This window comes from Sphingorhabdus sp. (genome assembly GCF_050921905.1).
Classification (GTDB): Bacteria; Pseudomonadota; Alphaproteobacteria; order Sphingomonadales; family Sphingomonadaceae; genus Sphingorhabdus_B.
Genome location: NZ_CP050888.1, coordinates 1,314,201 through 1,339,376, shown reverse-complemented (window position 1 = coordinate 1,339,376; position 25,176 = coordinate 1,314,201). Strand labels below are relative to the sequence as shown.

Below are 25,176 nucleotides of genomic sequence, written 5' to 3'. Positions count from 1 at the left end.
TGCGGGCTAAGTCCTGACCCTAAGCCTTCACCGCGCAGATTAATCCGGAGGACGTTGCAACACCCAAGATTTCAGGGTCTTGTAACGCACGGGTGCGCCGAAGAAATTGCTCGACGGTCACCTTGCGCATATCTTGCCCGCGCAGTTTTTTCAGGCCGTTCAGCTTGTTCAGTTGGATCAGCGAAAGGCGGTCAACCATCCGGTCGGCCATGCACGCGGCAATCGGTTGCGAAAGCCCCGCATCCATCAATGCCGTGCGGACGCGGGTTTCCGGGGTGGCACAAGCCGAAAGCGCCAGTGAAGCTGCCCCAATCATCGCAATCCGTTTCATACACCTTGTTCCTTCGCACGTTCAACGCATTCGATAATAATGCGTTTTGCGTCCGTTTCATCACCCCAACCATTCAGCTTGGCCCATTTTCCCGGTTCCAGGTCTTTGTAATGGGTGAAAAAATGCTCGATCTGTTGAAGGACGATAGGTGGCATGTCTCTGTACGTCACGACGCCGGAATAATAAGGGAAGGTTTCGTTCACCGGAACGCATAGCAATTTTTCGTCGCCGCCCTTGTCGTCTTCCATCATGAGCACACCAATCGGACGGCATTTTACAACCGCGCCCGCGATGATGGGGGAGCGGGCTACGACCAAGGCGTCCAAGGGATCGCCATCTTCGCCCAAGGTGTGCGGCACAAAGCCATAATTGGCTGGATAGCGCATCGGCGTGTGCAGGAAGCGGTCGACGAATAACGCGCCCGATGCCTTGTCGAATTCATATTTAACGGGCTCGCCGCCAATAGGCACCTCGATCAGGACGTTGAGGCTTTCGGGTACATTGTCGCCCGCAGGGATGAGGTCAATACGCATGGGAGAATGCTTTCACGTTGTTATTACTTGGTCCGTCGCGGGCTGAGTAGACGATCAATCGCTGTCTTACCTTGGCCTGTGGTTTCGAGGTGCGGATAGCGCAAACCACCCGAATAGGCGATGTCTATTTGTTCAAAACGTTTGTTGCGCTCGACGATTAGCCGGACTGGTGCTTTTGCGTCCTTCGCTGCGTTGATTGCGGAGGTCAGACCGTCTTTTGAATAGGCATAGCCATTAACCGCAATGATTTTTGCGCCATTGACGATATTCGCCTTAAACGCCGGGCTGTTCCAAAATACGGACGTCACGACCGCATCCTTGTTCAAGTTTATCCCAAGCGAGTGGGTAAGGTTGAGGACATTGCCTTCTTTCATCAATTCCTTGTCGAATATATTGGGCTCTTCTTTCCAAACGAGCTTATATCCTCCCTTTTCGATGCCTGCCAGCGGCGCTGGTTGGCCGGGTTGGCGCAATTTTGTGTCGAGAAACTTCGCCCAATCATAAGGCTGCACCGCGTTCAAGGTGCGGACGACCTCGTCAAAATCATAGGTCAGCACACCCCAATCGGCATCGCGCACCCCGAAAAAGGCTTTGGCAAAGTCATCGAGCGACTTGGTCCCTTTGGACAATTCGCGAATGGTCATGTCGGCGTCGAGCCAGATAAGCGAGCTTTCGTTATAATAATCCTCGCCCCGCGCGTGGCTGGCAAAGGGTTTTGGTTTGCGTGCACCAAAGATCGGGTCGTGCGTGGTGTCTTCAACCGAACGCCAAGCACGGCCGGGCTGTTCCGCATAAAATCCGGCATATTTGGCCCATTCGGCAAGCACCATTTCCTTGGACTGTAGCCCGGAGCGCGCGCCCAGCACCAAGTCCCAAAAACTCGTCTGCCCTTCATATACCCACAGCAAGTTATCGCGCATCGGCGTGGCATAATCGGGTGTCCACATCGTTTCTGGACGGCGGAACTTGCCGTTCCAACTATGCGTGAATTCGTGCGGCAAAAGGCCGCGTTCGGACATATTGTCATCCCATTCGATGAAATAGTCAGTCTCGCGCGTGTTTTCGGAACTGCGGTGATGCTCAAGGCCAATGCCGCCCAGCTCCTCGGTCAGGCCAAGCAGGAATTCATATCGGTCAAAATGCTTTGCGCCGAACAGCAACAAAGATTCATCAACCAAGGCGCGGTGCGCCGCAATCTGTTCCGGTTTTGCCGCAAGAAACTTCGCGTCATCTGCCCAGACGTTCAGCGTGACATTATGCCCCAGGTCCCATTTCTTATAATGTGGCCCCGCGAACATCGGGCTGTCGACCAAGGTTTCAAAGCTGGTGACGCCATAATCGATGCGGTTACCCTTTATACTGGCGCCATCAAGCGCGGCAACGCCAGTCCAGCCCTCGGGCAAAATAATCGATGGTTTCACTTGAATGGCGCGGGTGAAATGTCCTGCGGGATACAAGGCGACCTGTTCCCATTGCACATTCATCATATTGCGTGTGACGTTGATGCGACCTTCGCTTTCGCGGACGGGTGACGTGAATTGAAAGTCCACATCAACCGAGGTGGCTCCTTCAGGCAGGTCGACGTGAAACGCGTATACCTGCACCGGATCGCGCGTCCAACGCAGCGTCTTGCCGCCGGCGCGGATCATTAGGCCAGTCATTTCGGCCAAGGCACCGCGCGGGCCATGCTTACCGGGCAGCCATTGCGGATAAAGCAAAATGAGCGGCTTGCCCGCTTCAACCGGAATTGTCTGGCGCACTTGGAAAATGGCGCGATCAACGTCCGTTGCGTCCACCTGCAATATCATCGGCGCAGTCAACGGGCGGTCCTGCGGTTCGGGAATCGTTGAGACAATCGGGACTGGCTGCGGCGCGCTATTCTGCGCGGATGCGGCGGAAATGAGGCTGGCGGAAAGGGCGAATGCGGCAAGTGCGCGCGACAATATACGTGGATTCATGACGCTAACTTTGGCGAATGCGTCGCGCCGCGTCCAGCCCTATTCCACTAACAAGAATTAGCCGCTAGGGCGCTTCATTATGGCAAAGATACAGACACCCCAAGCCGTGCGCGGCACACAAGACATGTTCGGTGAGACCGAGGAACGCTTTGCGCATGTTGTCGCGACCTTTGAACGCGTGCGCAGGCTGTATGGATTTAAGGGCCTGCAACTGCCAGTCATTGAACCCACAGCGGTATTTTCGCGCAGCCTGGGTGAGGCGACCGATGTTGTGTCGAAGGAAATGTATACGTTCGAAGACCGCGGCGGCGATTCCATCACGCTTCGGCCCGAATTTACGGCGGGCATCGCACGCGCTTATTTGACCAATGGCTGGCAGCAATATGCGCCGATGAAGCTGTCGGTGCACGGGCCATTGTTCCGCTATGAGCGCCCGCAACAGGGCCGCTATCGCCAGTTTCACCAGATTGACGCCGAAATCATTGGCGCGGCGGAGCCAGCGGCGGATGTTGAGTTGCTCGTCATGGCGGATCAGTTGCTCAAGGAACTGGGCATAGATGACGGCGTAACATTGCAGTTAAACACGCTGGGTGACACGCCCAGCCGTGACGCATGGCGCACGGCGCTTGTTGGCTATTTCAACGACCATAAGGGCGTGTTGTCCGAAGACAGCCTAGCGCGGCTGGAGAAAAACCCGCTGCGTATCTTGGACAGTAAAGACCCCAAGGACCGCCCAGTCGCCGATGCGGCGCCTGTTATCGACGATTATCTATCGGGCGAAGCGCAGGATTTCTTCGGCGCGGTGACGGCGGGCCTTGATGCCGCCGGTGTCGCGTGGACCCGCAACGCCGCGTTGGTGCGCGGCCTCGATTACTACCGCCACACCGCGTTTGAATTTGTGACCGACCGTCTTGGCGCGCAGGGGACCGTGCTGGGTGGCGGGCGCTATGACGGGTTGATCGAGACTCTCGGTGGGCCGGCGACTCCAGCGGTCGGCTGGGCTGCTGGGATTGAGCGGTTGGCGATGTTGGTGGAGTCCATTGCCGCCGACCGTGTCGACGTCATCGTATTTACCGAACAAACCGAATTGGATAGATTGGCGCTACAAGTCTCTGAGGCGGTGCGGCACGGTCCACGACCGCTAAGAACAGAGTATCTTTACACTGGCTCCCCGAAAAAGCGCTATCTCAAAGCGAAGGCGTCTGGGGCTTGGCGAGCACTGTCTGTCGAGCGGCACGAAAATGCAATCGGAGTCGTACGCTTACGTGACCTAAACGTTACGAGCGAAAGGCCTATGCGTAACAAGATTAGCGAAGCACTTGGGGTGCAATTCGAATTTCAAGAAACGGAAATTGACAACGCATACTCATGGATTTTGATCGGTAAAAAATGAAAATTACTGTCCCTCAAATCCGTCACCCTGAACTTGTTTCAGGGTCCATTTCGCCTCTCGCCCCGTCGGTCTCTGTGGCACGATGGATGCTGAAACGAGTTCAGCATGACGTTGGGGGGAATGTTTCTCTGCGTCCTCTGCGCCTCTGCGTGAATCCAAATTCCCGTCGCCCCAGCGCAGGCTGGGGCCTATCACGTCTATCGGCAAAATGGTTCGCACAAAGGCACGAAGGCATAAAGAAGTTGCTCCTTGTCTTCGTGTCTTCGTGCGAACCAAAAACGTATCGCGTGCGGCAATATGAGACCATGGGTTCCCGCTTTCGCGGGAATGACAATTTTGGGGTTTGGGGGGCGTGAATTGAAAATCTCCCCGCACCGCATCGCGATGATTGAATCGCGTTTTTCCGAACTTGAGGCGCGGATGGCTTCGGGGCAGTTGGAGGGCGACGCTTTTGTCGCCGCCTCGCGCGAATATGCCGAGTTGGAGCCTGTGGCCAAGGCTGCAGCCGAAGTCCGGCGCTTGCGCACGGAAATCGAAACGCTTGGCGCTATGGCGCAGGATAATTCCGACCCTGATTTGCATGCGATGGCGGTTGAGGAGCTGGACGTTGTAACGCAGCAGTTGTCGAACGCGGAGACGTCGCTCGCTATTTCGTTGCTGCCACGCGATTCTGCCGATGACCGCCCTGCGATGCTGGAAATTCGTGCGGGCACGGGCGGCGATGAAGCGGCTTTGTTCGCTGGCGACCTGTACCGCATGTATGAACGCTATGCCGCCGGACAGGGGTGGAAGATTGAACCGATTTCGGTCAGCGCCTCCGATGTGGGTGGCTATAAAGAAGTGGTCGTCGCGATCAAAGGCACAGGCGTGTTTGCCAAGCTGAAATATGAAAGCGGCGTCCACCGTGTGCAGCGCGTGCCCGTGACGGAGAGCGGCGGGCGGATTCACACCAGCGCGGCGACCGTCGCGGTCCTGCCTGAGCCGACGGAAGTGGATATCCAGATCGAGGCCCGCGACCTGAAAATCGACGTCTACCGTGCGTCGGGTGCGGGCGGACAGCATGTGAACACGACGGATTCTGCCGTACGCATTACCCACCTGCCGACCGGAATAGTCGTCACCTGTCAGGATGGACGCAGCCAGCACAAGAACAAGGAACAGGCGATGCAGGTCTTGCGCGCCCGGATGTATGAAAAAGAGCGTGAGGAGGCGCAGGGGGCCGAAGCAGAGGCACGCAAGGCGATGGTTGGCTCAGGCGACCGATCCGAGCGCATCCGCACCTATAACTTTCCCCAAGGCCGCGTGACGGACCACCGGATCAACCTGACGTTGCATAAGCTGCCCGAAATATTGGAAGGCGGTGGATTAAGTGAATTGATCGCCGCGTTAATTGCCGAGGATCAGGCCGAACGTATGGCGGGATTGGGGGAGTAAGTACTTCTCCCCTCCCGCAGGCGGGAGGGGCCGGGGGTGGGGCGAGCCGAAGGCGAGGATGCGACGGTGTTTTTGGGGAGTGGGTTTTACCTCCTTATCGTCACCCTGAACTTGTTTGTGCAAGCACGCCTGCGGCTCCAGGGTCCATTTCGCCTCTGCACCCTTTGGTTGATGTGGCACGATGGATGCTGAAACAAGTTCAGCATGACCAAGTGAGAAAAGAGGGAAGGTCCGACTAAACCGCCAACCGTCCATGTTCCAACCGGGGCAACACATAGCGCGCGAACATGTCGCATTCGTTGATATGTGGGTAGCCGGACAGAATGAATGCCTCGATACCCACCGCGCGGTAGGCGTTGATTTTGGCGAGCACCTGGTCTGGGTCGCCAACGATTGCCGCACCGCAGCCTGAACGGGCCCGGCCAATGCCGGTCCACAGATTATCCTCCAGATAACCATCATTCGCCGCAGCTTGTGCGCGCAGTTCGGCCTGATGCGCAACGCCGAAGGTTTGGGTGTCGAGCGATTTGTTGCGGATGGCCTCGCCCTGATCGGCATCAAGCTTGGACAGCAAGCGGTTGGCGTAAGCGCGCGCCTCTGCCTCGGTTTCGCGGACGATGACATGCGCGCGGAAACCATATTTCAGCGTGCGACCGAATTTGGCTGCGCGTGCGGTCATGTCGTCGACCAAGTCCTTGGCACCCTGCACCGTTTCGGGCCACATGAGATATACGTCGCAACCTTCGGCAGCAGCGTCCTTGGCGGCTGGTGACAGGCCGCCAAAATAGAGCGGCGGGCATTTACCGCTGACTGTTTTCATGCGCGGCGGGTCGATGTCGATCTTGTAATGCTCGCCGTCAATCGACAGATGGTCGCCGTTCAGCAGCGTCTTCAATATGTGCATTGCCTCAACCGTGCGGCGATAGCGCGGTTCGGAATCCATCTTGTCGCCGGGCAAGTCCGACGAGATGACATTCACATTCAAACGCCCGCCTGAAATCTGATCCAGCGTCGCTATCTGCCGCGCAAGCTGGGGTGGCCAGCTTTCGCCGATACGCACAGCCATCAGCAATTTGATCCGCGTGGTTAGCGCCGCAATCGCGCTGGCAAAGGCGGTGGTGTCCAGGCCAAGGGTATAGCCCGACGGCAGCAAGATGTTGTCAAACCCGCCTTTTTCGGCGGCCAAAACGATATTGCGGCAATGTTCCCAGCTGGAGGCCAAATTGGGGTCGGGGACGCCTAGAAATTCATAGTCGTCATCGCAAAGCGCGGAGAACCAGCTTACTTCGACAGGCGTGTTCATGGCAGCGGCACTCCCCTTGCGGCAACAAGGACGCTGTACCAATCCGCGCGTGTCCATTGAATTTTGAACGCATCAGCAGCTTCGGTTATGCGCGCCGGGTTTTGCGAGCCGACAATCGGGATGGGCCGGGCAGGGTGCGCCATAATCCAGCTATAGGCCGCCGCCGTGCGCGATACACCATGCGCCGTCGCAACCGCCGAAAGGGCCGTAGCGACATTTTGCTCCCGTATATTTTGCGGGTCGCCAATGCGTCCCCCACCCAATGGCGACCATGCCATCACCGCAAGGTCCATCGCTATCGATTGATCCAGCTCGCCATTTTCGACGGTGTCAATCCGCAAGGGCGACAATTCGGGTTGTGTCGAAACGATGGGAACCGGGCTAAATTGCGCCAGTGTCGAAATCTGCGCTTGCGTAAAGTTGGACACGCCGAATGCTCGGATCTTGCCTGCTTTATATGCATCCTCAATGGCGCGGGCGATTTCCTGGGGATGCGTTAACACGTCTGGCCGGTGAATTTGCCACAGGTCGATGCGGTCAGTGCGCAAACGCGTCAGGCTGTCATTGATCGCTTTGGTCAGATATTCCGCGCTGCTGTCATAAGGCGTTGGCGGGGTGATGCCGCCTTTGGTCGCCAGTATCATGCGGTCGCGATATTCAGGGGCTTGGGCAAATATGTCGCCAAGCAGTTCTTCGGCCTTGCCAAAACCTTGTTCGCCAAAACCGTAGATATCGGCGGTGTCAAACAGGGTGATGCCAGCTTCAAACGCGGCGTCAATGGCGGCTCTAGCAGCGGACAATTCAAGCCCGGCAAAGCGCCACATGCCCCATGCTAGGGACGAGATTTCTATGCCACTTTTGCCCAACGGGCGCGTGTGCGGAGGGAGGGGAAGCGTCATGATTTTTTGCTCTTTTTTGGATAAGGGGAATAGGGCGGGGCCACGGATTCGCGGCTTATAAGTTCGTGAGGCAGACGACGATGCTCAATCCCGCCTTCGCCAAACAACAGGTCGGCGGCGGTCGAAGCGAGGTCGCGAACCGGCTGGCGCACGGTCGTCAAGGGTGGCCAGACAACACGCGCCAGCGTGGTATCGTCAAAGCCCACAACCGAAAGCTGCTCTGGGATTTGAATGCCGCGCCGATGCGCGACCGCAAGCACGCCCGATGCCATGTCGTCGTTCGATGCGAAAATCGCGGTTGGCGGGTGCTTGAGCGACAAGAATTGCTCGGTGGCAGATACGCCGCTTTCAAAGTCAAACCGTCCCTCGGCAATCAGGTCAGAATCAACCGATATGCCGACGCGTCCCAATGCACGTTCATAACCCGCTTGTCGCTCCGTACTCGCCTTATGGTTTGGGTGGCCCTTGATAAAGCCGATCCGCCGATGCCCGATGTTGATGAGCTTCGTCGTCATGTCGTCGGCGGCTTGCATGTCATCCATGAAGACGGAACTGGTCAACGCATGGTTGGTGCCTGGCGAGATGCGCACAAAGGGAATGTTGAGCGCTTCAAGCGCGTTCAGCACAGGCACGCAATCGGTAACGGGGGAGGAGAGTATCGCACCGTCCACATGCGTTTGCCGCACCATGCCGCGCACCTGTTCACCAACGTCTGGGTCTGCAACATCGACAGGCTGCGCGATTAAACGCATGCCCTCTTGATGGCATCGGTCCCAGCATCCTTGCATGATCTGATGCATATAATAAGGGCTGTGATTGTCGTAGATCAAGGCGATCTGTCCGGATTTGGTGCCCGCCAATATGCGCGCGGCGATGCTTGGGCTGAAGCCAAGCTCCGACATGGCGGCGTCCACTTTGGCCTTGGTGGACGCACTCACATAAGGATGGTCGTTGAGCACGCGGCTGACGGTTTTTACCGCCACGCCAGCGAGCTTTGCGACATCACGTATGTTGGCGCGCGGGTTCATGCAGAAAACGCCGTGCGAATAGACGCAAATAGGTCAGCATAATTGCTGTCGATGCGGGTGAAGACCGGTGGTTGGCCGTTCGGCGCGGCAATGTCGTGCGTGCCTTTGCCATAGGTCTTGCCCGACCACAGATGGACCCATGCGCCATCGGGTATCACCACCGAGCGGCTGTCTTGGCCCTCCGCAACGACGGGTGCGACGATCATGTCTGCACCATAAAGATATTGGTCCTGAATATCGTAATATGCAGGGTTGTCATAATGCAGGAATAGGGGCCGTTGCAGCGGCAGGCCAGTTGCCGCCGCTTCGTCGCAAAGCGCACGAACATAAGGCGCAAGCTGCGCATGGACTTGGCTCATCCGTGCAAAATGGCTGAGGATTTCCGGGCTGCTGTCGAGTTGCAGATTGTCCGCCGGGCGGTTGCCTTCATGGCTGCGCATCACTGGGGCAAATGCGGCAAGGTCGATCCAGCGGTGCATGAGCTCTGCAGTCCGCACCACGCCGTGCAGGCTGGTGTAGCCGCCCAAGTCGCTATGGTGATAGGCATTGCCCAACAAGCCGGACGACAAGGCTGCTGTTATGACCGTGTTGATGCCGTCATGCCGCGTGAAATCGACACATTGGTCGCCCGCCCATAATAAGGGGCAAGAGGCCTGAACGCCGGAAAAACCCGCACGCATGAAGAAGGTCGCATCATGCGTTTTGCCGCGCGAGGCGATGGCATCGGCGTTCACCTTCGCCCATAAGACGGGCCAGCGATTATGCGCCTCCATCGGGTCGGATCCGTCGAACAAGCGCACATCGGTTGGCAGATATTCGCCAAAATCGGCCATCCATCCTGACAATCCGAAATCGAGCATTTCTTGGCCAATGATGCGATCGGCAAACCAGTTTGCGGCGTCGGGATTGGTGAAATCCACTATGCCTGCGTCAAATTCTCCGAAGTCGACGGCATAGGCTGTGTCGCTGTCCTGCCGTAATGCGAGATAATTGTTGGCCAGCGCCTCTTGATACAGCGCGCCATCCACCGCCAGATAGGGGTTCACATAGCCCAAAAAGCGAATGCCCCGTTTGGCGAGCGAAGCGATGTGGGCGGGCAGGTTGGGATAGCGCGCGGCGTTCCATTTCCAATCCCAGAACAAGCGCTTACCAAAACTTGTTTGGCGGATGCCAACCCAATCCTCGCACCACAGCCCCGTAATCGCCGCGCCAGAGGTAGCTATAGTCTCGAAGCGGTCAAATGTATCTGCGCCGTCCTTAAGGCCGACAATTGCCCCAGAAATCGCCCAGTCGGGCAAGGGCGGTTGACGCCCGAAGCGGTTGGACAACTTTGTCACCAGATCGGGTAGTGATGGCGCGTCGAATAGCTCCAAATCCATATTGGCCGACCAGCATTCGACACCAACCCGGCCCGCTTCGGTCAGATCGAGGACGCAATAGGCTGCCGTTTCGAGGTGCACCGCATGCAGCGCACTGCTCACCCATGTCGGCTGCGGATAATTGGTCGTCCAATAATCACCGCCCGCCAAGCCATTGGCATCCATGGTCTGCGTAAGCGCAGTCGACTTATCGCGGCCAACCCCAGGCTCCGACGTCCAGAACGGAAAGCGACGTCCGTTAAGCCGCAAATACGACATTTGCTCCCCGCCGCCCCAAAATGCTTCGGACGCTTCGGATTGCATATTTATCCAAAGACGGTTGAACGCGGGATCACTGCAACGCAGTTCAAGTGCCGATTGCTGGGCCCGCTGTGTCAGCTTGAGAGTAACCACCACATCAGGGCGCACCGCATTCCAAAGGCGGACGATGCCATCTGCCTCGGCACAGCAATCCAGCGTTAATCGTGTTTCAACGATATCGTCGATGCGAAAATTGCCACGAACCATTTCAAGGTCCGGTGATCCAATTCCCACTTCAACCGCAGGCGCCTTATTGCGATGGGACATCATGCAGACGTCATCGCGCAGTAGGTCAAAACCCTCTGATCGCATCATGACCGTGAATGGCAATGTTTGCTCCTTTAATCTTGTCAGGGCGACCGCTATGGCAACATTGCAACAGTCCCGACTTAAAAATCGTCGCCATATGACACCGCTAGACATATTGAGTCAATCTGGTAACAACCCGGCCATTGATAAGGTATATCCCAATATAGCTTTTATTGCTTGAACAAACTCAAGTGATTTAGTTGAGAAAAGGATGGCCATTTTTAGGGAGCTATATGATGTTCAGTTCTGAATTTAAGAAAACGTCTTTCATCCGCGCTTCGTTGTTCGCGAGCGCCGCAATTATGGCCGGTGTCAGCCTGCCCGTAATGGCACAAACCGCCCCGGCAGAAGATGATACGGCCAATGCAGAAATCATCGTAACCGCGCAGAAGCGTGAAGAGCGTTTGCAGGACATTCCGCTCGCCGTATCCGTGGTTGGCGGAGAGGCTGTTGCCAATAATGGCGGCATTACGCTCGAAAATGCGCAATATCTTGTTCCAAGCCTGAACTTCCGTAAGGCGGGTACTTCGCTAAATCAGGCATTGTTCCTGCGCGGCGTTGGCACCATCAACTTCTCGATTGCCGCTGAACCTTCGGTCGCTGCCGTTCTCGATGGCGTTGTTTTGAGCCGCGCGGGCGAAGGCTTTACAGATTTGTTCGACGTTGAGCGTATCGAAGTGTTGCGCGGACCGCAGGGCACGTTGTTCGGAAAGAACGCATCTGCCGGTGTTGTAAGCATCGTGACGAAGCGTCCAACGGCTGAATATGGCGCGACGGTTGAAGGTTCATTCTTCACCAAATCCGAATATCGCGGTCGTGCGACGGTGAACTTGCCACTTGGTGCTAATGTGCGTTCGCGCTTCACCGGATTTTACGGAAGCTATGATGGCAACATTAACAATCTGACCACCGGCAAAAAGGTCAATGGCTATGAACATTACAGTGTTCGTGGCGCGATTGAGGCCGATGTCGGCGAAAATGTCATGCTGACGTTGCGCGCCGATTACCGCAAAGCCGATGATGATTGCTGTGCCGAAATTATTGGTAACACGCCAACCAATGCTGCTGCTCTGGCGCTGGTTGGAACTGGCTTTGATGGTTCGGATTCACGCAACATTCGGCAGAACCTCGTCACCGCGACGAAGGAAGAAAGCTGGGGCATTGCGCTGCAAGCAGACGCTGAATTGGGCGAACATAGCCTGACTTCGATCACCAGCTATCGTGGTTGGGATAATACTGAAATCCGCGATGGTGACTGGCTCGACCGGCCCTATGTTGGTTTGAACCAGTTGCACGATAATGGTCCGCAAACATCGAACACCTTTAGCCAGGAAATTCGGATTGCCTCGCCGACCGGCCAATTCCTCGAATATGTTGTCGGGGCCTATTATTCGAGGGCGGAATCGGACCGTACATTTACGCGCAATGTGATTACCTGTTCGGCATCAACGCTCGCTGCGGTTGTGCCGGGTCTCGTGCCTTGTTCAACCACTGCGGGTGCATCGACGATCACAACTCCTGCTGGAACGGCAGACTTTGGTTCGATATTCAAAAATATGTCGGTATTTGGTCAGGCGACGTTCAACCTATCGGACAGCCTGCGTTTGATTGGTGGCTTGCGCTACACACATGACGAGTTGGACGTAAACCATATCCGCCGTACCTCGCTCGCAGGTCCAGGTGTGCAAGGAAACTTCGACGCTGGCGTTTACAATAATGGTCTTGTGGCAACAGCGCCAGCGACAGGCTTTGTGGCCGGCACGTCAAACGGCGTTCCCTTTACCACCAGCACTAGTAACAATAACCTCTCGGGTAAGGCAGCCGTGCAAGCGGATCTCACTGAGAATAATATGGCTTATGCAAGCTATACCCGCGGTTACAAGGGACCAGCCTATAACATCTTCTACAACCTAACGACGCTGGGCGCGGGTGTTATCGCACCAGAAACGGTCAACGCCTATGAAGTGGGTTTGAAAAATACGTTCCTTGACGGCGATCTGATTGTTAACCTCGCGGCATATTATGCAAAATATAACAATTATCAGGCAAACGGCCCCGATTTCGTGGCCGGTGTGCGTACCACGCGCCTGACAAATGCAGGTTCGGTCTCCACCAAGGGCTTCGAACTCGACTTTGTCGCTACCCCCTCGCGTAACTTCACCCTTTCGGGGGGCGTTGCGTACAACAAGGCACAGGTTGAGAATTTCCGCTTGCCGCCCGGCGCGGATGCATCACAATTGGTTGCCAAGGGCACGCCGTTGGCGAATGCACCAAAATGGAAAATGTCGCTTGGCGCGCAATATGACATTGAAACTTCGGGCTTTGCGAATATCGAATTGGGAAGCCAGATTGCGATGCAGTCAGACCAGATTTACGAAGCAAGTGCGAACCCGGCGGTTCGCCTTGGTTCAACCGTTGATGGCTACGCGATTGTCGATTTGTCCGCAGCTTTGGTAGATCCCAACGATGGCTGGCGACTTGCGTTTCAGGTTAAGAACCTGTTCGATAAAAGCTTTGCCTCCTCGATTGTATCGGGTGGCCCTGGCGGTGCATATCGCTTCATCATCCCCCGCGAGGCCGATCGTTACTTTGGCGTAACTGCGAAGATCAACTTCGGCGCGAATTAATCTGAACGCGACACATTAAAATGAAAGGGCTGGAATCCACATCGGGTTCCGGCCTTTTTTTGCGATTTTTTTTGCGGACGAAAAAATGTGGGGGCGCGAGATAATCGGACAAGTCCGCATCTTCGCAGCGATGGTTTTCAAGCGACATGTCGCAACCAGTTCGGCGATTATCCCACGCATGTTGACTAAGGACGTTTACATCTGTAATCGAATCAATTACAGATGTAGTCGGAGGATGAAGCATGTCATCAGAACGTATCAGCGACGCTGAATTAACGATCATGGAAATATTGTGGGAATGTGCACCGCTGACTGCGACCGACGTAGCCGCGCGGCTGCCGGATGACCGCGAATGGTCCTTACCCACGGTCAAAACCTTGCTGTCTCGACTGCTCGGTAAAGCAGCGGTCGAGCACCATGTCGACGGACGACGCTTTCTATATTCGCCGCTCATCGATCGTGAGGATTATGTGACGCATGAATCGAAGCGGCTGGTGAACCGACTTTTTGGCGGCAAGTTCATGCCATTGTTCGCGCATCTGGCGGAGCAAGAAAATCTCAGCGCTGCCGACATATCCGAAATGGAGAGATTGTTGCAGGAGATGAAATCATGAGCACGGACTTCATGGGGACATGGCTGTTCGACACCTTTGTGGTGACCAGTATGCTGATGCTGCTGGTTTTGCTCCTGCGGCGGCCTGTGGCGCGGCATTTTGGCCCAAGCGTCGCCTATGCGCTGTGGCTTATTCCGGCTGCCCGCGTTTTGATGCCTTCGCTGGAGGGCGCGCCTGCGCCCAATTTGGAGAGCGGAACGGCATTACAGGACAATGTGCGGGACGCGATACTTGCGGATATAGTTACGCCGGAAAATACGGCCTCCGCAACGAGCCAAATGGCGAGCACGCCATCGGTCGATTATATTGTGCTTGGCTTGACATTATGGCTTGGCGGCGCAACGTTATTTTTTATCATACAGATGATCCGCTACGCCTCTATGCGCGACGAACTTTTGTCTGAGGCGACCGAAATCGCAAATATCAATGGCGTCAGCGTTGTTGCCTCGGATCAGGTGGCCGGACCGCTCGCCTTCGGCCTGTTCAAACGCTATATTGCGGTGCCGCAGGATTTTACCAAAAGCTATTCTGCGGAGGAGCGCGAACTCACTATTGCGCACGAAATGGCGCATCACCGTTCGGGCGACCTGTTCGCCAATTTGGCGGCGTTCATCTTATTGTGCCTTTCTTGGTTCAACCCGGTCGCATGGATGAGCTGGAACGCCTTCCGTATTGACCAAGAAGCGGCGTGCGACGCGCGCGTCTTGGCGGGGAAGGATACGCAGGACCGCGTCATATATGGACGGGTTTTGGCGCGCACGGCGTTTGATGGCGTGCCGGCCTTTGCCACTGCGCTGAATTCCCCAAAAACCATTATCGAACGATTGCGGCGGCTCAATATGAAGAATGCCAGCACAAAAAGGCGCTTATTTGGTAAAATCGGCATAATTTTCACCGCTGCTTTGGTCCTGCCACTAACCGCAACGGTCGTGCCTGCGGTGGTCGCGCAGGATGAAACTGTTGCCGATGGCAAAGCCGAAACGGTCAAGCGCGACGGCAAAACCGTTAACATCGTCGGCCATGATGGCGATGGCAAAAAGGTCACCAGGGTCGAACGTGACGGAACGGTCTTCATCTTCCTGACCGACAAGAAGCCGACGCGGGGCGAAGTCGAAAAGATGATCGAAGAGGCTGAAACGAATGCCAAAGAGGCTGAAACGAGCGCCAAAGAGGCTGAAACCTATGCCAAAGAGGCGGATGAAGCCATGCGCGAAGCCGATATTGCACAAATTGAGGCCGATACGGCCATGGCATCCGCCGAGTTCGGACGCGGAATGGCACAGGCCAATCGAGTCATCGTAAATGCCGCCGTCGATATAGCGAAGATCGACATTCAGGACATGACCCAAAACTGCACCGCCGGGCAATACCTATCCACCGATGTTAAAAGCTTTGATGGCACGAGCAAGGCGCGCGTTCGCCGTGTGACGTGCGGCGAGCCGTGTGATGTGTGCGGGAAGCGGCAGGCCAAGATTGCCATGGTCAAAGCTCTAACGGACTTGCGCGCGGCACGCCGTGACATTGTTTCGGCAACAGAAATGCCCAAAGCCGTGCGCAAAGATGTGATGGAAAAGCTTGATAACGAGATCCGCAAGCTCGAAACGCAAACGGACAATATCAACTAATAGGGAAACTATAGCAGAACCCCCAGCATCCCTTTTCGGTTCTGCCGCGGCGGTTTTTACGGGCCGCCCCTTTTTCTTTTGTCCTTCATGCGCCATATTGCCGGGATGAAATGGCCCGACACCATCACAGCAGGCGAGATTGAGCAGCATGAGCCGCTCGTGCGGCGCGTTCTGGCGCCAAATGCTTCGCCTTATACCTATACGGGCACGCAGACGTGGATTGTCGGCAATAAGACTGACGTCGCCGTCATCGACCCGGGCCCAGTCGGGAGCGGGCAAAGCATGGGTGACCCCGCAGACATTCATGGCGAGGGCCATGTGGAGGCGATCTTGCGCGCAGTGGGCGATGCCAAGGTAACTGCCATCCTATGTACGCACACCCATCGCGACCATTCGCCCGCCGCCGCGCCATTGAAAGCCGAAACGGGCGCGCCGATCATTGGCTGTGCGCCGTTGGTGCTGCGCGATGATGGTCCGCGCGCCGATAGCGCCTTTGACCCAGATTACCACCCAGATCGCATCCTGAAGGACGCAGAGGCCATTTCAGGCGATGGTTGGACGCTTCAGGCTGTGGCGACGCCGGGACACACCAGTAACCATCTCTGCTTTGCTTTACGTGAAAGCGGCGCTTTGTTCACCGGCGACCATGTGATGAAATGGTCGACAAGCGTTGTCAGCCCGCCAGACGGCGATATGCGCGATTATCTGGCGAGTTTGCAAAAGCTATATGAACGCGACGACCGCATTTATTACCCGGCCCATGGCCCGGCGGTAAACAACCCGCGTCAATTGGTGCGCGGGATGATCGGTCATCGTCGCCAGCGCGAACGCCAGATTGTGACCTTGCTGGAGGGCGGCGAGGGGCACATTCCCAATATGGTAGCCGCGATGTATAAAGGCTTAGACCCACGCCTTATTGGTGCCGCAGGTCGCTCGGTTCTTGCGCACCTTATCGATTTGCAAAATCAGGGGCGTGTGGCGGCGCAAGGCGATGGCTGGCATCTCGTAACGGAAAATTGAAGCCATCATAATGATATGGCATGGCCTTGCGCACCCAACGCGAAAAAACCGATAAGAGCCCGAAGCTAGCCTTGTTTCGCGAACCCAAATCGACCACATAGGCGTTCAGTAAAGCTGCCGGAACAGGTTCGGCATGGCAAAGGTAGTACCGCATGAACGCCCCAACGCCCCGCGAAAACTTGCAAGGCCTTGATCTGCTCGCAGAAATCACACGGCTGAAAAAAGAACGTAATGCCGTCATTCTCGCGCATTATTATCAAAAGCCCGAGATTCAAGACTTGGCAGACTTTGTGGGCGATAGCCTTGAGTTGAGCAAGCGCGCGGCAGAGACCGATGCCGACGTAATCGCCTTTTGCGGCGTGAAATTCATGGCGGAAACTGCAAAGATTTTAAGTCCGCAAAAAACCGTCATACTGCCGGACATGGCCGCTGGCTGTTCATTGGAAGATGCGTGCCCGCCCGGTAAGTTCAAGGCGTTTCGGGAGGCCCACCCTGACCATATCGCGCTGACCTACATCAATTGTTCAGCCGAAGTGAAGGCGCTGTCCGATATAATCGTGACCAGCAGCAGCGCCGAAACGATCCTGAACCAAATTCCGCCAGAGCAGAAAATCATTTTTGGTCCTGACCGGCATTTGGGCGGCTATCTTGCCCGCAAGTTCAACCGCGACATGCTCTTGTGGCCGGGCGTATGTATTGTGCATGAGGCATTTTCGGAAACCGAGCTGTTGAAGTTGAAGACCCAATATCCGGGTGTTCCCGTTGCCGCCCACCCCGAATGTCCGCCGCATATTATCGACCATGCGGATTATGTCGGCAGCACGAGTGGCATATTGCAATATGCGCAGACGATGGAGGGCGATACCTTGATCGTCGCCACTGAGCCGCACATCATCCACCAGATGGAAAAGGCGGAGCCGAGCAAGACATTTATCGGCGCGCCCGGTGCAGACGGCAACTGCGCGTGCAATATCTGCCCGTATATGGCGCTCAATACGATGGAGAAACTCTACCTCGCTTTGCGCGATTTGACGCCGCAGATTGAGCTTGATGAAACAGTACGTTTGGCCGCGAAAAAAAGCCTCGATCGGATGTTGGAGATGGCGAGCGGAACCGTCGGCAAGGGTGATTTAGGTCGGGCATGATTGGCTGATGACGAGGTCTAACAAATATATACTCGCCTTCACCGTTACATCGATATAATACAGCCACGCGATGCTTTTCCGGCGCTCTTCTTCTGATAAAAATACGGATATCGACAGTCGGTCTGCCGCTTTCGATGATAGCTATGCGCAGCGTTTTCCCGGCGATCCGCAGCCAGGGAATGAAGCTACCCCCGCCTCAGCCAAGCGACTGTTTTTAGGCAAGACGCGCTGGTGGTGGTTCGGGCGCACAATTGCGGGCATGATCGCAATGTTCGTTCTCCTGTTGCTTTGGCTAGCGGTCACCGCACCATTGTCAAAATCGCTTCAGCCGATTGCGCCGCCGCGCATTACATTGCTTGCGTCAGACGGCACACCCATCGCGCGCAACGGGGCAATCGTTGATAGACCCGTCGACGTCACCCAATTGCCCCCGCATGTGGTGCAGGCTTTTTTGTCGATCGAGGATCGCCGTTTCTATTCGCATTGGGGAATCGATCCGCGCGGCCTAGCGCGGGCCGCATGGTCGAACGCCTTCGGCAGCGGCATGACCCAAGGCGGCAGCACGATTACGCAGCAGCTTGCCAAATTCACCTTTCTCACGCCCGAACGTAGCCTCACCCGCAAGGCGCGTGAAATGCTCATTGCCTTTTGGCTTGAGGGGCGCCTTACAAAGGACGAAATCCTCGGACGGTATCTGTCGAACGTCTATTTTGGGGACAATGTCTACGGTTTGCGCGCCGCATCCCTGCATTATTTTTATCGCCAGCCGGAGCGTTTAACGCTTAGCCAATCGGTCATGCTGGCTGGCCTTGTGCAGGCACCGTCACGTCTGGCCCCGACCAAGAACCCCGAACGTGCCGCAAAGCGCGCTGGGCTCGTGCTCAGGGCCATGGTGGCCAATAAGGCCATTACCCAAGCCAAAGCTGATGCCACCCCGGTAGCTCGGTTGGACGTGCGTGTCCGCGAGACATTGCCAACCGGTACGTATTTCGCCGACTGGGCCATTCCGCAGGCACGGCTTCTGACCGAAAGCGGATATTCCGACGTGCGGATAACCACGACCCTCGACGCCCGCTTGCAGAACATTGCCCGAAAGGTTGTCGCCCGTGCGGGCGTTGGTGATGCGCAAATCGCGTTGGTTGCGATGCGTCCAAATGGTGAGGTCGTCGCCATGGTTGGTGGCAAAAGCTACAAACAATCGGCGTTTAACCGTGCAACGCAGGCCAAACGGCAGCCCGGATCGACATTCAAACTGTTTGTGTATCTGGCGGCACTTCGTTCGGGCATGACGCCGCAGTCGATGATTGCCGATACGCCCATTAATGAAGGCAGCTATCGCCCGAAAAACGCCGGGTTGCGCTACTGGGGCGATATCACGTTGGAGCAAGCCTTTGCCCAATCGAGCAACGTCGCTGCCGTGCGGCTGTACCAAAAAGTAGACGGCAAAGAGGTGGAGAAAGCTGCGCAAGACCTTGGTATCCTTAGTCCGCTCACTTTGGACCCCAGCCTTGCGCTTGGCAGTTCAGGCGTTACCTTGTTGGAATTGACGGCGGCTTATGCGGGCGTGGCGGGCAACCAATGGCCTGTTGAACCGCACGCCTTTAAACAAGAGGAACAAGGCTGGATTGAGTGGTTGTTCTCCGGGCCGCGTTCTTTCAATGGGCGAATGCACAGGATGTTGCTGGATTTATTGGAGGCATCGGTGAAGCAAGGCACGGGACGGGCCGCGCGGCTTTCAATTCCGGCCTATGGGAAAACCGGTACCAGTCAGGATAATCGCGATGCCTTATTTGTGGGCTTTGCTGGCGATTTGGTGGTTGGGGTGTGGATCGGTAATGACGACAACAGGCCACTAAAGGGCATTAACGGCGGCGGCTTGCCAGCGCGGATCTGGCGGGATTTTATGTCGCAGTCTATCCGCAATGCAGCGCCGGTGAACAGACAAAAAGCCCCTCAGACGCCAGACCCAGAAGGTCCGATTGAACCACTTGACCTGCCTGAATTGCAGGAATTGCCGATCGACATCGGCAATTCGGACATTCGCATTGACCAAAAGCAGGGGGTCACCGTGAACACTGATGTCAACGGCGTTCCGTTTGAAATTACACTTGATCGCGATGGTGCCAATATTCAGACTGCCCCATCTGCGGAACGCCCCGCGCCGGAACCCAGGTAATGCACATATTTTTTTCCATGGTTAGCTTCATGCGATATCTTGCGGCGTTGTGCCTGTTTCTGTCTCCGTTATTGGTTGCACCCGCACTTGCCGATGCAAGTGACATCAGCGCCGCATCACGCAGCGTGGTGCGGGTCATCGTATACAGTTCTGCCGAAGGACAGCAGAGCATCGTCAGCATCGGGTCTGGCGTGGTTGTTGCGCGCGACAAAATCGTTACCAATGCCCATGTCGTTGAAATGGCCGGCGTGGACGACAGCGTGCAGATCGTCATCGTACCCTCCGATGGCACGCAAAGCTATCGCGCAAGAGTGTCGGCCAGCCTGCCGGGTAAAGACCTTGCCCTGTTGCAACTGACATCTGGCGCGCTTGTCCCTGCAAGCATTTTCGCAGGAACGCCAGAGGATGGCGCGGACGTCTTTGCCATTGGTTATCCCGCTAGCGTCGATGTGGCCTTGGAGCAGAGCGAAGCCGATGCGCTCCGCCCGCAGCAACCCGTCAAAACGCGGGGAACGGTCTCATCCGGACGGACGTCGAAGTCCGTAGAATCGCTTTTGCATACTGCGCCCATTGCTCCGGGTAATAGCGGCGGGCCCATCGTTGATGCCTGCGGACGGGTGCTGGGTATCAACAGTTTCGGTTCCGTGCCCACCGACGGCGGCGCTGAATTTTACTTCGCCATATCGGCGCGCGAATTGTCGGCATTTCTTGCCAATCGCGGTGTCACGTTCCGTTCTGTGCGGGGCGATTGCCGGTCCGTCGCCGAATTGACGCGCGCCGAGGCGGAGCTTGAGGCATCCACACGCGCCAAGATGGAGCAAGAGGCGCGTGTTGCCTCTGAACTGCAACGCAGCCGTGAAGGCAAAGTTCGCAGCGACGCCGAACATGCCGTCATTGGCGAGCGGGAAAACCATCTGGCACTGGCCGGGCTTTTGTTTGTGTTGAGCGCTGTCGCAGGTGGCGCTGCGTGGCAGTTTTCCGAACGTAGCCAGCGCGACCGCTTTAAAGGCGCAACCGCCGCCGGCGCCGTGCTTTTTGTAATGGCGGTAGGGATTTTTGCGGCCCGCCCGTCTTTCGACGAAGTCGATGATCGGGTCCGGGCTGCATTGACTGCCGATATGCCAGACGATGCGATTACCGAAAAGGGGGTCGCTGCTGACGAACCGCGGTCGAAAATCTGCGTATTGCAACCCGAACGTAGCCGCGTCACGATGTCTGATACTGCGGACGTTGAATTTACGTGGCAACCCAATGGTTGCATCAACGGGCGCACGCAATATGTCGAAAGCGGCGGCCGGTGGGTCCGAAGCTTTGTGCCCAACAATGACGCGCAAATTTCCGTCATAAGCTACACACCGGAAACCGACATTTACCGCATTGAACGTTTCTTGCCGGGCAATGCCGCGATGCAATCTGCACGTGAGGCACGGCAACTCTACGACGTGAAAACCTGCACTGCGGACCAGAGCCAGCTAACCAACATTGAGAATATGAATAACACGATTGCCATGCAATTACCGCCCGCGCCGAACGAGATATTGCTGTTCTTGTGCTCTGACCGCTGAATCTTGGATTGTGCGTCGGGACTTAGGGCTTATGGTGGCGGCATGATCCGTTTGCTGTCGATGTTGTTGTTGCTATTGTCCGCAACACTTGCCGGATGCTCCGAAGGCGTCGACAATGAACGCGTCCGGGTTGACGTTATCGAAGATCGTCCCCGGCCTTTGAATGTATCCGCAACACCGCTGCCGTTGGCGTCTGCTTATCTGCGCGCTGCCACGGCCCAAGGACTAGTCACTTTCGATGAAAAAGGACGCGTTGCGCCTGGCCTTGCCAATCGCTGGATCGTTACCGAAGACGGCATGAGTTATATCTTTCGCCTGAATAAAGCGCTCTGGAATGACGGGCGTGAGGTCGAGTCAAGGGAGGTTGCACGTCTTCTGACTGCCCGCATCCGGGAATTGCGCAAGGGGCACCTTGGTGCCGAACTGGGTGTCATTGACCGTGTCGTCGCGATGACGGGTAAGGTGGTGGAAATCAGGCTGAAGGCCCCTATGCCCTATCTTTTGGAATTGCTCGCTTTGCCGGAGTTCGGGTTACTCAGCAAAGGCGCCGGATCGGGTCCGATGCAGGCCAAGAAATTTGGACCGGTTATGCAGTTGCGGCGCAATGAAATCGACGATGAAGGCGCGCAATTCCAGGGCAGTGCAATGGTAACATTACACCGCGGTGCGGCATCAACGGTGCTTGCCCGTTATGCACTTGGACAAAGCGACCTTGTCGAAGGCGGACGGTTTGACAGCTTTCCCTTGCTCGATGCGGCAAACATACGGGCTGATCAAATCCAATTTGACGCGGTCCCGGGATTATTCGGTTTGCAGGTGGTTAATGACGGACCCTTTCTGTCCGACACGGCAAATCGAACGGCGATTGCTATGGCTATTGATCGCCCCAAATTGTTGACGGCATTTGACATTGTGGCGTGGCAGGAAACGGTCACCTTAGTTCCCGAAAGCTTACCAAATCGTGCGCGTATAGCCCGGCCTGCTTGGTCAGCGCCATCAATGGAAGAACGCAGGGCGATGGCCGCTGCGACGGTCGCCAATTGGAAAAATGCGAATGGCGCGCTCCGCGCATTACGGGTTGCTTTGCCGCGTGGTTATGGCAGCCGGATATTCTTTGCGCGTTTGCGGGCTGATCTTGCAACAATCGGCATTGATATTGAACGGGTGACGATAGACCGACCGCATGACTTGCTGCTCGTTGACCGTACCGCGCAACAATCGAGTCCGGCATGGTATCTGGATCAGCTATCGTGCAAATTTGCGACGATCTGTAGCGCGCGGGCGGACGAGATTGTGGCCGAAGCGCGCCGAACGACCGATAGCGCGAAGCGCGCGCAGTTATTGGGTGAGGCAGAGGCCGAGTTGCAGACCACCGTTGCCTTCATCCCCATTGCAAATCCTTTGCGTTGGTCGGTCGTCCGGCCCGGCCTACTGGGGCATTTTGCCAATGGTCGTGGGTGGCACCTGTTGCAATATCTTGGACGTGACCCGACATAGGCACAAAGGAGTAACTTCAGTGCCGATCTCGCAGGAAGAATTTGCGCGTATTGCCAAGGATTTGCCGGGCTTGGGTAATGACCCGCATGCCGTGCGCGCCCGGGTCGAAGCGCTTGAGAAGATATTGGAGCGCGCCTTCTTTATTCCAGGCACGAAAATTCCATTTGGGCTGGATAGTGTGATTGGCCTTGTGCCTGTGTTGGGTGACCTCGTGACCGCGGCCATGGGCGCTTATATGGTATGGGAAGCCCGCAATCTGGGCATGTCCAAATGGCAGTTAATTCGCATGACTGCCAATATCGGTATTGATACTGCCGTTGGCGCAATTCCTTTTGTCGGCGACGCGTTCGACCTTGTCTGGCGTTCCAACAGCAAAAATTTGCGGATTATCAAGAAACATCTCGACAAACATCACCCTGCGACGCGAATCATTGAGGGCTAGGCTTAACGCCCGCGCCAGATTTTTATCTGCGCTGTGGCCGGCGCGCGGCGCGTAAATGCCGGACACTGCCGGGGCTTGAAATCCTTGCCAAGGCAGATACGCAATTCTTGAAGCCAGCCTTTGCTGTTGGTCTGCACGGTAATGGCATATGCGGGCAGGCCATCATTGAGATCAGCAAATCTTTCGGCCAGTGTTGCTGCCGTCAAAGGCGTCCCGCGTTCGGGCTCGCGGGACAGTCGCGCCATGTCGGGAAATTCAATCGCTTCGAACAGCAACCGAGCTGCCGCGAAATAGGCGTCGGGCGTTGTCGCCATGCAACTGCCATGCTTTGCCCATTGATGCTGCAGCAATTGGGGGGACGGGCTGAGGCAGATATTGTCTGAGACCGACCGCCGGGGCAGAACGCCAACCGCGCGGCAATATTGCGGGTAATTGGCCGCTTTGGCCTCAGGCCACAGTCCATGTAGGATAAAACCGAAGTCCCCAATTTCACCCGAACATTGGAACCGCGCCGCAGGATCGCGCATCCGCCCGCGGCAATATTCCGGGCTCCAACTAAGTGCGAGCACATAGCCATCTATGGCCGTACGCCTTATTTGGCCGGACGGCGGCAATTCCAAGGCCGGGCGCGGAAGAAATCGTGGTGGTTGGCATTGCCAAGCTTGCGCTATGGTCGGTGCAGGCTGGAAAGCTGCCACGACACCTAAACATATGAAAAGCTTAAGCCTGCGCAAAGTCCAGCCCGATGTCGGCAGCAGGCGCGCTTTGGGTCAGGCGGCCAACCGAGATATAGGTGACGCCCGTTTCCGCTTTGGCGCGGATCGTTTCCAACGTCACCCCGCCCGATGCCTCAGTCGGCACCCGGCCAGCGATCAGCTTTACCGCCGCGCGCAACATATCTGCGTCCATATTGTCGAGCAGCAAATGGCTTGCCCCGGCCGCCAGGCCGGGTTCAATCTGCGCAATGCTGTCAACCTCAAGGATGATGCGCTCAACCCCTGCATTTTTCGCGCGGGCAACAGCTTCAGCTACGCCGCCTGCAACGGCAACATGATTGTCCTTGATCATGGCTGCGTCCCAAAGGCCCATGCGATGGTTTGTAGCACCGCCTATGCGCGTCGCGTATTTTTCAAGCAGCCGAAGGCCGGGGATCGTTTTTCTTGTGTCCAAAAGGATGCAACCCGTTCCTGCGATGGCATCGACATATTGCCGTGTCATTGTCGCAATGCCCGACAGATGCTGCACAGTATTCAGCGCCGAGCGTTCCGCAGTGAGCATGGCCCGTGCATGGCCCTTTAAGCGCATCAGGTCAGTTTCAGCGGGCACTTGCGCGCCCTCCTCGACTAACAGTTCTATCTCCATCGACGGATCGAGCGCATGAAAAAACGCGACTGCGATGGGTAAGCCAGCCACGGTTATGGCATCGCGACTGTCCATGACCCCGTCGAAACGGACATCAACTGGAATGACGCTTTCAGACGTGACATCTTTGCCAGTCGGACCCAAATCTTCGGCAAGCGTCGCACGGACGAAAGCGTCGATATCAAATGAGGGAATGTGAAAAGGCATATTGCTGTTATCCGGCCTGAACATGATTG

The 25,176-nt window shown here is 56.3% G+C and carries 20 protein-coding genes; 11 read left to right on the top strand and 9 right to left on the bottom strand.

The annotated features are described in order from the left end of the window. Window positions 1-19: 19 nt before the first annotated feature. The 3 genes from HEQ18_RS06330 to HEQ18_RS06320 are packed head-to-tail and all read right to left on the bottom strand — an operon-like array spanning window position 20 to window position 2,822. Window positions 20-331, bottom strand: coding sequence for a hypothetical protein (locus HEQ18_RS06330; protein WP_432814070.1), 312 nt, complete (start codon window positions 329-331; stop codon window positions 20-22). Further along, window positions 328-864 (bottom strand): inorganic diphosphatase, encoded by a 537-nt coding sequence (gene ppa, locus HEQ18_RS06325; protein WP_397605583.1) that lies wholly within the window; start codon window positions 862-864, stop codon window positions 328-330. Before ppa ends, HEQ18_RS06330 begins: the two co-directional genes overlap by 4 nt. Window positions 865-887: 23 nt before the next feature. Beyond that, entirely contained in the window at window positions 888-2,822 is a 1,935-nt protein-coding gene (locus tag HEQ18_RS06320; protein WP_432814069.1) for a M61 family metallopeptidase, read from the bottom strand. A gap of 79 nt (window positions 2,823-2,901) precedes the next feature. On the opposite strand from HEQ18_RS06320, the gene hisS reads away from it, so the two are divergent. Continuing rightward, complete coding sequence (hisS, locus tag HEQ18_RS06315; RefSeq protein WP_432814068.1) at window positions 2,902-4,215, top strand: histidine--tRNA ligase; 1,314 nt, start codon at window positions 2,902-2,904, stop codon at window positions 4,213-4,215. 357 nt (window positions 4,216-4,572) lie between these two features. Next, window positions 4,573-5,649 carry a peptide chain release factor 1 gene (gene prfA, locus HEQ18_RS06310; RefSeq protein ID WP_432814067.1) on the top strand — a complete coding sequence of 359 codons (1,077 nt, stop codon included), beginning with the start codon at window positions 4,573-4,575 and terminating at the stop codon, window positions 5,647-5,649. A 235-nt stretch (window positions 5,650-5,884) separates the two neighbouring features. On the opposite strand, the gene HEQ18_RS06305 is transcribed toward prfA, so the two are convergent. From HEQ18_RS06305 to HEQ18_RS06290, 4 genes are read right to left on the bottom strand one after another with little or no spacing between them, the layout of a single operon-like run. Beyond that, complete coding sequence (locus HEQ18_RS06305) at window positions 5,885-6,952, bottom strand: LLM class flavin-dependent oxidoreductase (protein WP_432814066.1); 1,068 nt, start codon at window positions 6,950-6,952, stop codon at window positions 5,885-5,887. Next, on the bottom strand, window positions 6,949-7,854 hold the full coding sequence (locus HEQ18_RS06300) for an aldo/keto reductase (protein ID WP_432815967.1): 906 nt from the start codon (window positions 7,852-7,854) through the stop codon (window positions 6,949-6,951). Before HEQ18_RS06300 ends, HEQ18_RS06305 begins: the two co-directional genes overlap by 4 nt. Continuing rightward, window positions 7,848-8,879, bottom strand: a complete 1,032-nt coding sequence (locus tag HEQ18_RS06295) for a LacI family DNA-binding transcriptional regulator (RefSeq protein WP_296199940.1) — start codon at window positions 8,877-8,879, stop codon at window positions 7,848-7,850. The genes HEQ18_RS06300 and HEQ18_RS06295 overlap by 7 nt, the downstream gene beginning before the upstream one ends. Further along, window positions 8,876-10,888, bottom strand: coding sequence for an alpha-glucosidase (locus HEQ18_RS06290; RefSeq protein ID WP_432815940.1), 2,013 nt, complete (start codon window positions 10,886-10,888; stop codon window positions 8,876-8,878). The genes HEQ18_RS06295 and HEQ18_RS06290 overlap by 4 nt, the downstream gene beginning before the upstream one ends. Before the next feature lie 212 nt (window positions 10,889-11,100). On the opposite strand from HEQ18_RS06290, the gene HEQ18_RS06285 reads away from it, so the two are divergent. The 9 genes from HEQ18_RS06285 to HEQ18_RS06245 all read left to right on the top strand — a co-directional run bounded on the left by HEQ18_RS06285 (window position 11,101) and on the right by HEQ18_RS06245 (window position 23,578). Continuing rightward, window positions 11,101-13,494, top strand: a complete 2,394-nt coding sequence (locus HEQ18_RS06285) for a TonB-dependent receptor (protein ID WP_432815939.1) — start codon at window positions 11,101-11,103, stop codon at window positions 13,492-13,494. Between the two features lie 242 nt (window positions 13,495-13,736). After that, window positions 13,737-14,108: a BlaI/MecI/CopY family transcriptional regulator gene (locus HEQ18_RS06280; protein ID WP_432815938.1), complete on the top strand. Its 372-nt coding sequence runs from the start codon at window positions 13,737-13,739 to the stop codon at window positions 14,106-14,108. Beyond that, on the top strand, window positions 14,105-15,733 hold the full coding sequence (locus tag HEQ18_RS06275) for a M56 family metallopeptidase (RefSeq protein ID WP_432815937.1): 1,629 nt from the start codon (window positions 14,105-14,107) through the stop codon (window positions 15,731-15,733). The genes HEQ18_RS06280 and HEQ18_RS06275 overlap by 4 nt, the downstream gene beginning before the upstream one ends. A gap of 105 nt (window positions 15,734-15,838) precedes the next feature. Further along, a complete protein-coding gene (locus HEQ18_RS06270) occupies window positions 15,839-16,753 on the top strand; it encodes an MBL fold metallo-hydrolase (RefSeq protein WP_432815936.1) in 915 nt (304 codons plus the stop codon). Window positions 16,754-16,905: 152 nt separating this feature from the next. After that, the gene (gene nadA, locus HEQ18_RS06265) at window positions 16,906-17,898 is read left to right on the top strand and encodes a quinolinate synthase NadA (RefSeq protein WP_397605572.1); all 993 of its coding nucleotides are present in this window, start codon (window positions 16,906-16,908) and stop codon (window positions 17,896-17,898) included. A gap of 259 nt (window positions 17,899-18,157) precedes the next feature. Then, a complete protein-coding gene (locus HEQ18_RS06260; protein ID WP_432815935.1) occupies window positions 18,158-20,074 on the top strand; it encodes a transglycosylase domain-containing protein in 1,917 nt (638 codons plus the stop codon). Then, window positions 20,074-21,639, top strand: coding sequence for a S1C family serine protease (locus tag HEQ18_RS06255; RefSeq protein ID WP_432815934.1), 1,566 nt, complete (start codon window positions 20,074-20,076; stop codon window positions 21,637-21,639). Before HEQ18_RS06260 ends, HEQ18_RS06255 begins: the two co-directional genes overlap by 1 nt. 42 nt (window positions 21,640-21,681) lie before the next feature. After that, a complete protein-coding gene (locus HEQ18_RS06250) occupies window positions 21,682-23,136 on the top strand; it encodes an ABC transporter substrate-binding protein (protein WP_397605569.1) in 1,455 nt (484 codons plus the stop codon). 19 nt (window positions 23,137-23,155) lie between these two features. Continuing rightward, the gene (locus HEQ18_RS06245; RefSeq protein ID WP_432815933.1) at window positions 23,156-23,578 is read left to right on the top strand and encodes a DUF4112 domain-containing protein; all 423 of its coding nucleotides are present in this window, start codon (window positions 23,156-23,158) and stop codon (window positions 23,576-23,578) included. A gap of 2 nt (window positions 23,579-23,580) precedes the next feature. On the opposite strand, the gene HEQ18_RS06240 is transcribed toward HEQ18_RS06245, so the two are convergent. Both HEQ18_RS06240 and nadC read right to left on the bottom strand, forming a co-directional pair. Further along, window positions 23,581-24,147 carry a ribonuclease T2 family protein gene (locus HEQ18_RS06240; RefSeq protein ID WP_432815932.1) on the bottom strand — a complete coding sequence of 189 codons (567 nt, stop codon included), beginning with the start codon at window positions 24,145-24,147 and terminating at the stop codon, window positions 23,581-23,583. Between the two features lie 151 nt (window positions 24,148-24,298). After that, window positions 24,299-25,147, bottom strand: a complete 849-nt coding sequence (nadC, locus tag HEQ18_RS06235) for a carboxylating nicotinate-nucleotide diphosphorylase (protein WP_432815931.1) — start codon at window positions 25,145-25,147, stop codon at window positions 24,299-24,301. Window positions 25,148-25,176 lie beyond the last annotated feature (29 nt).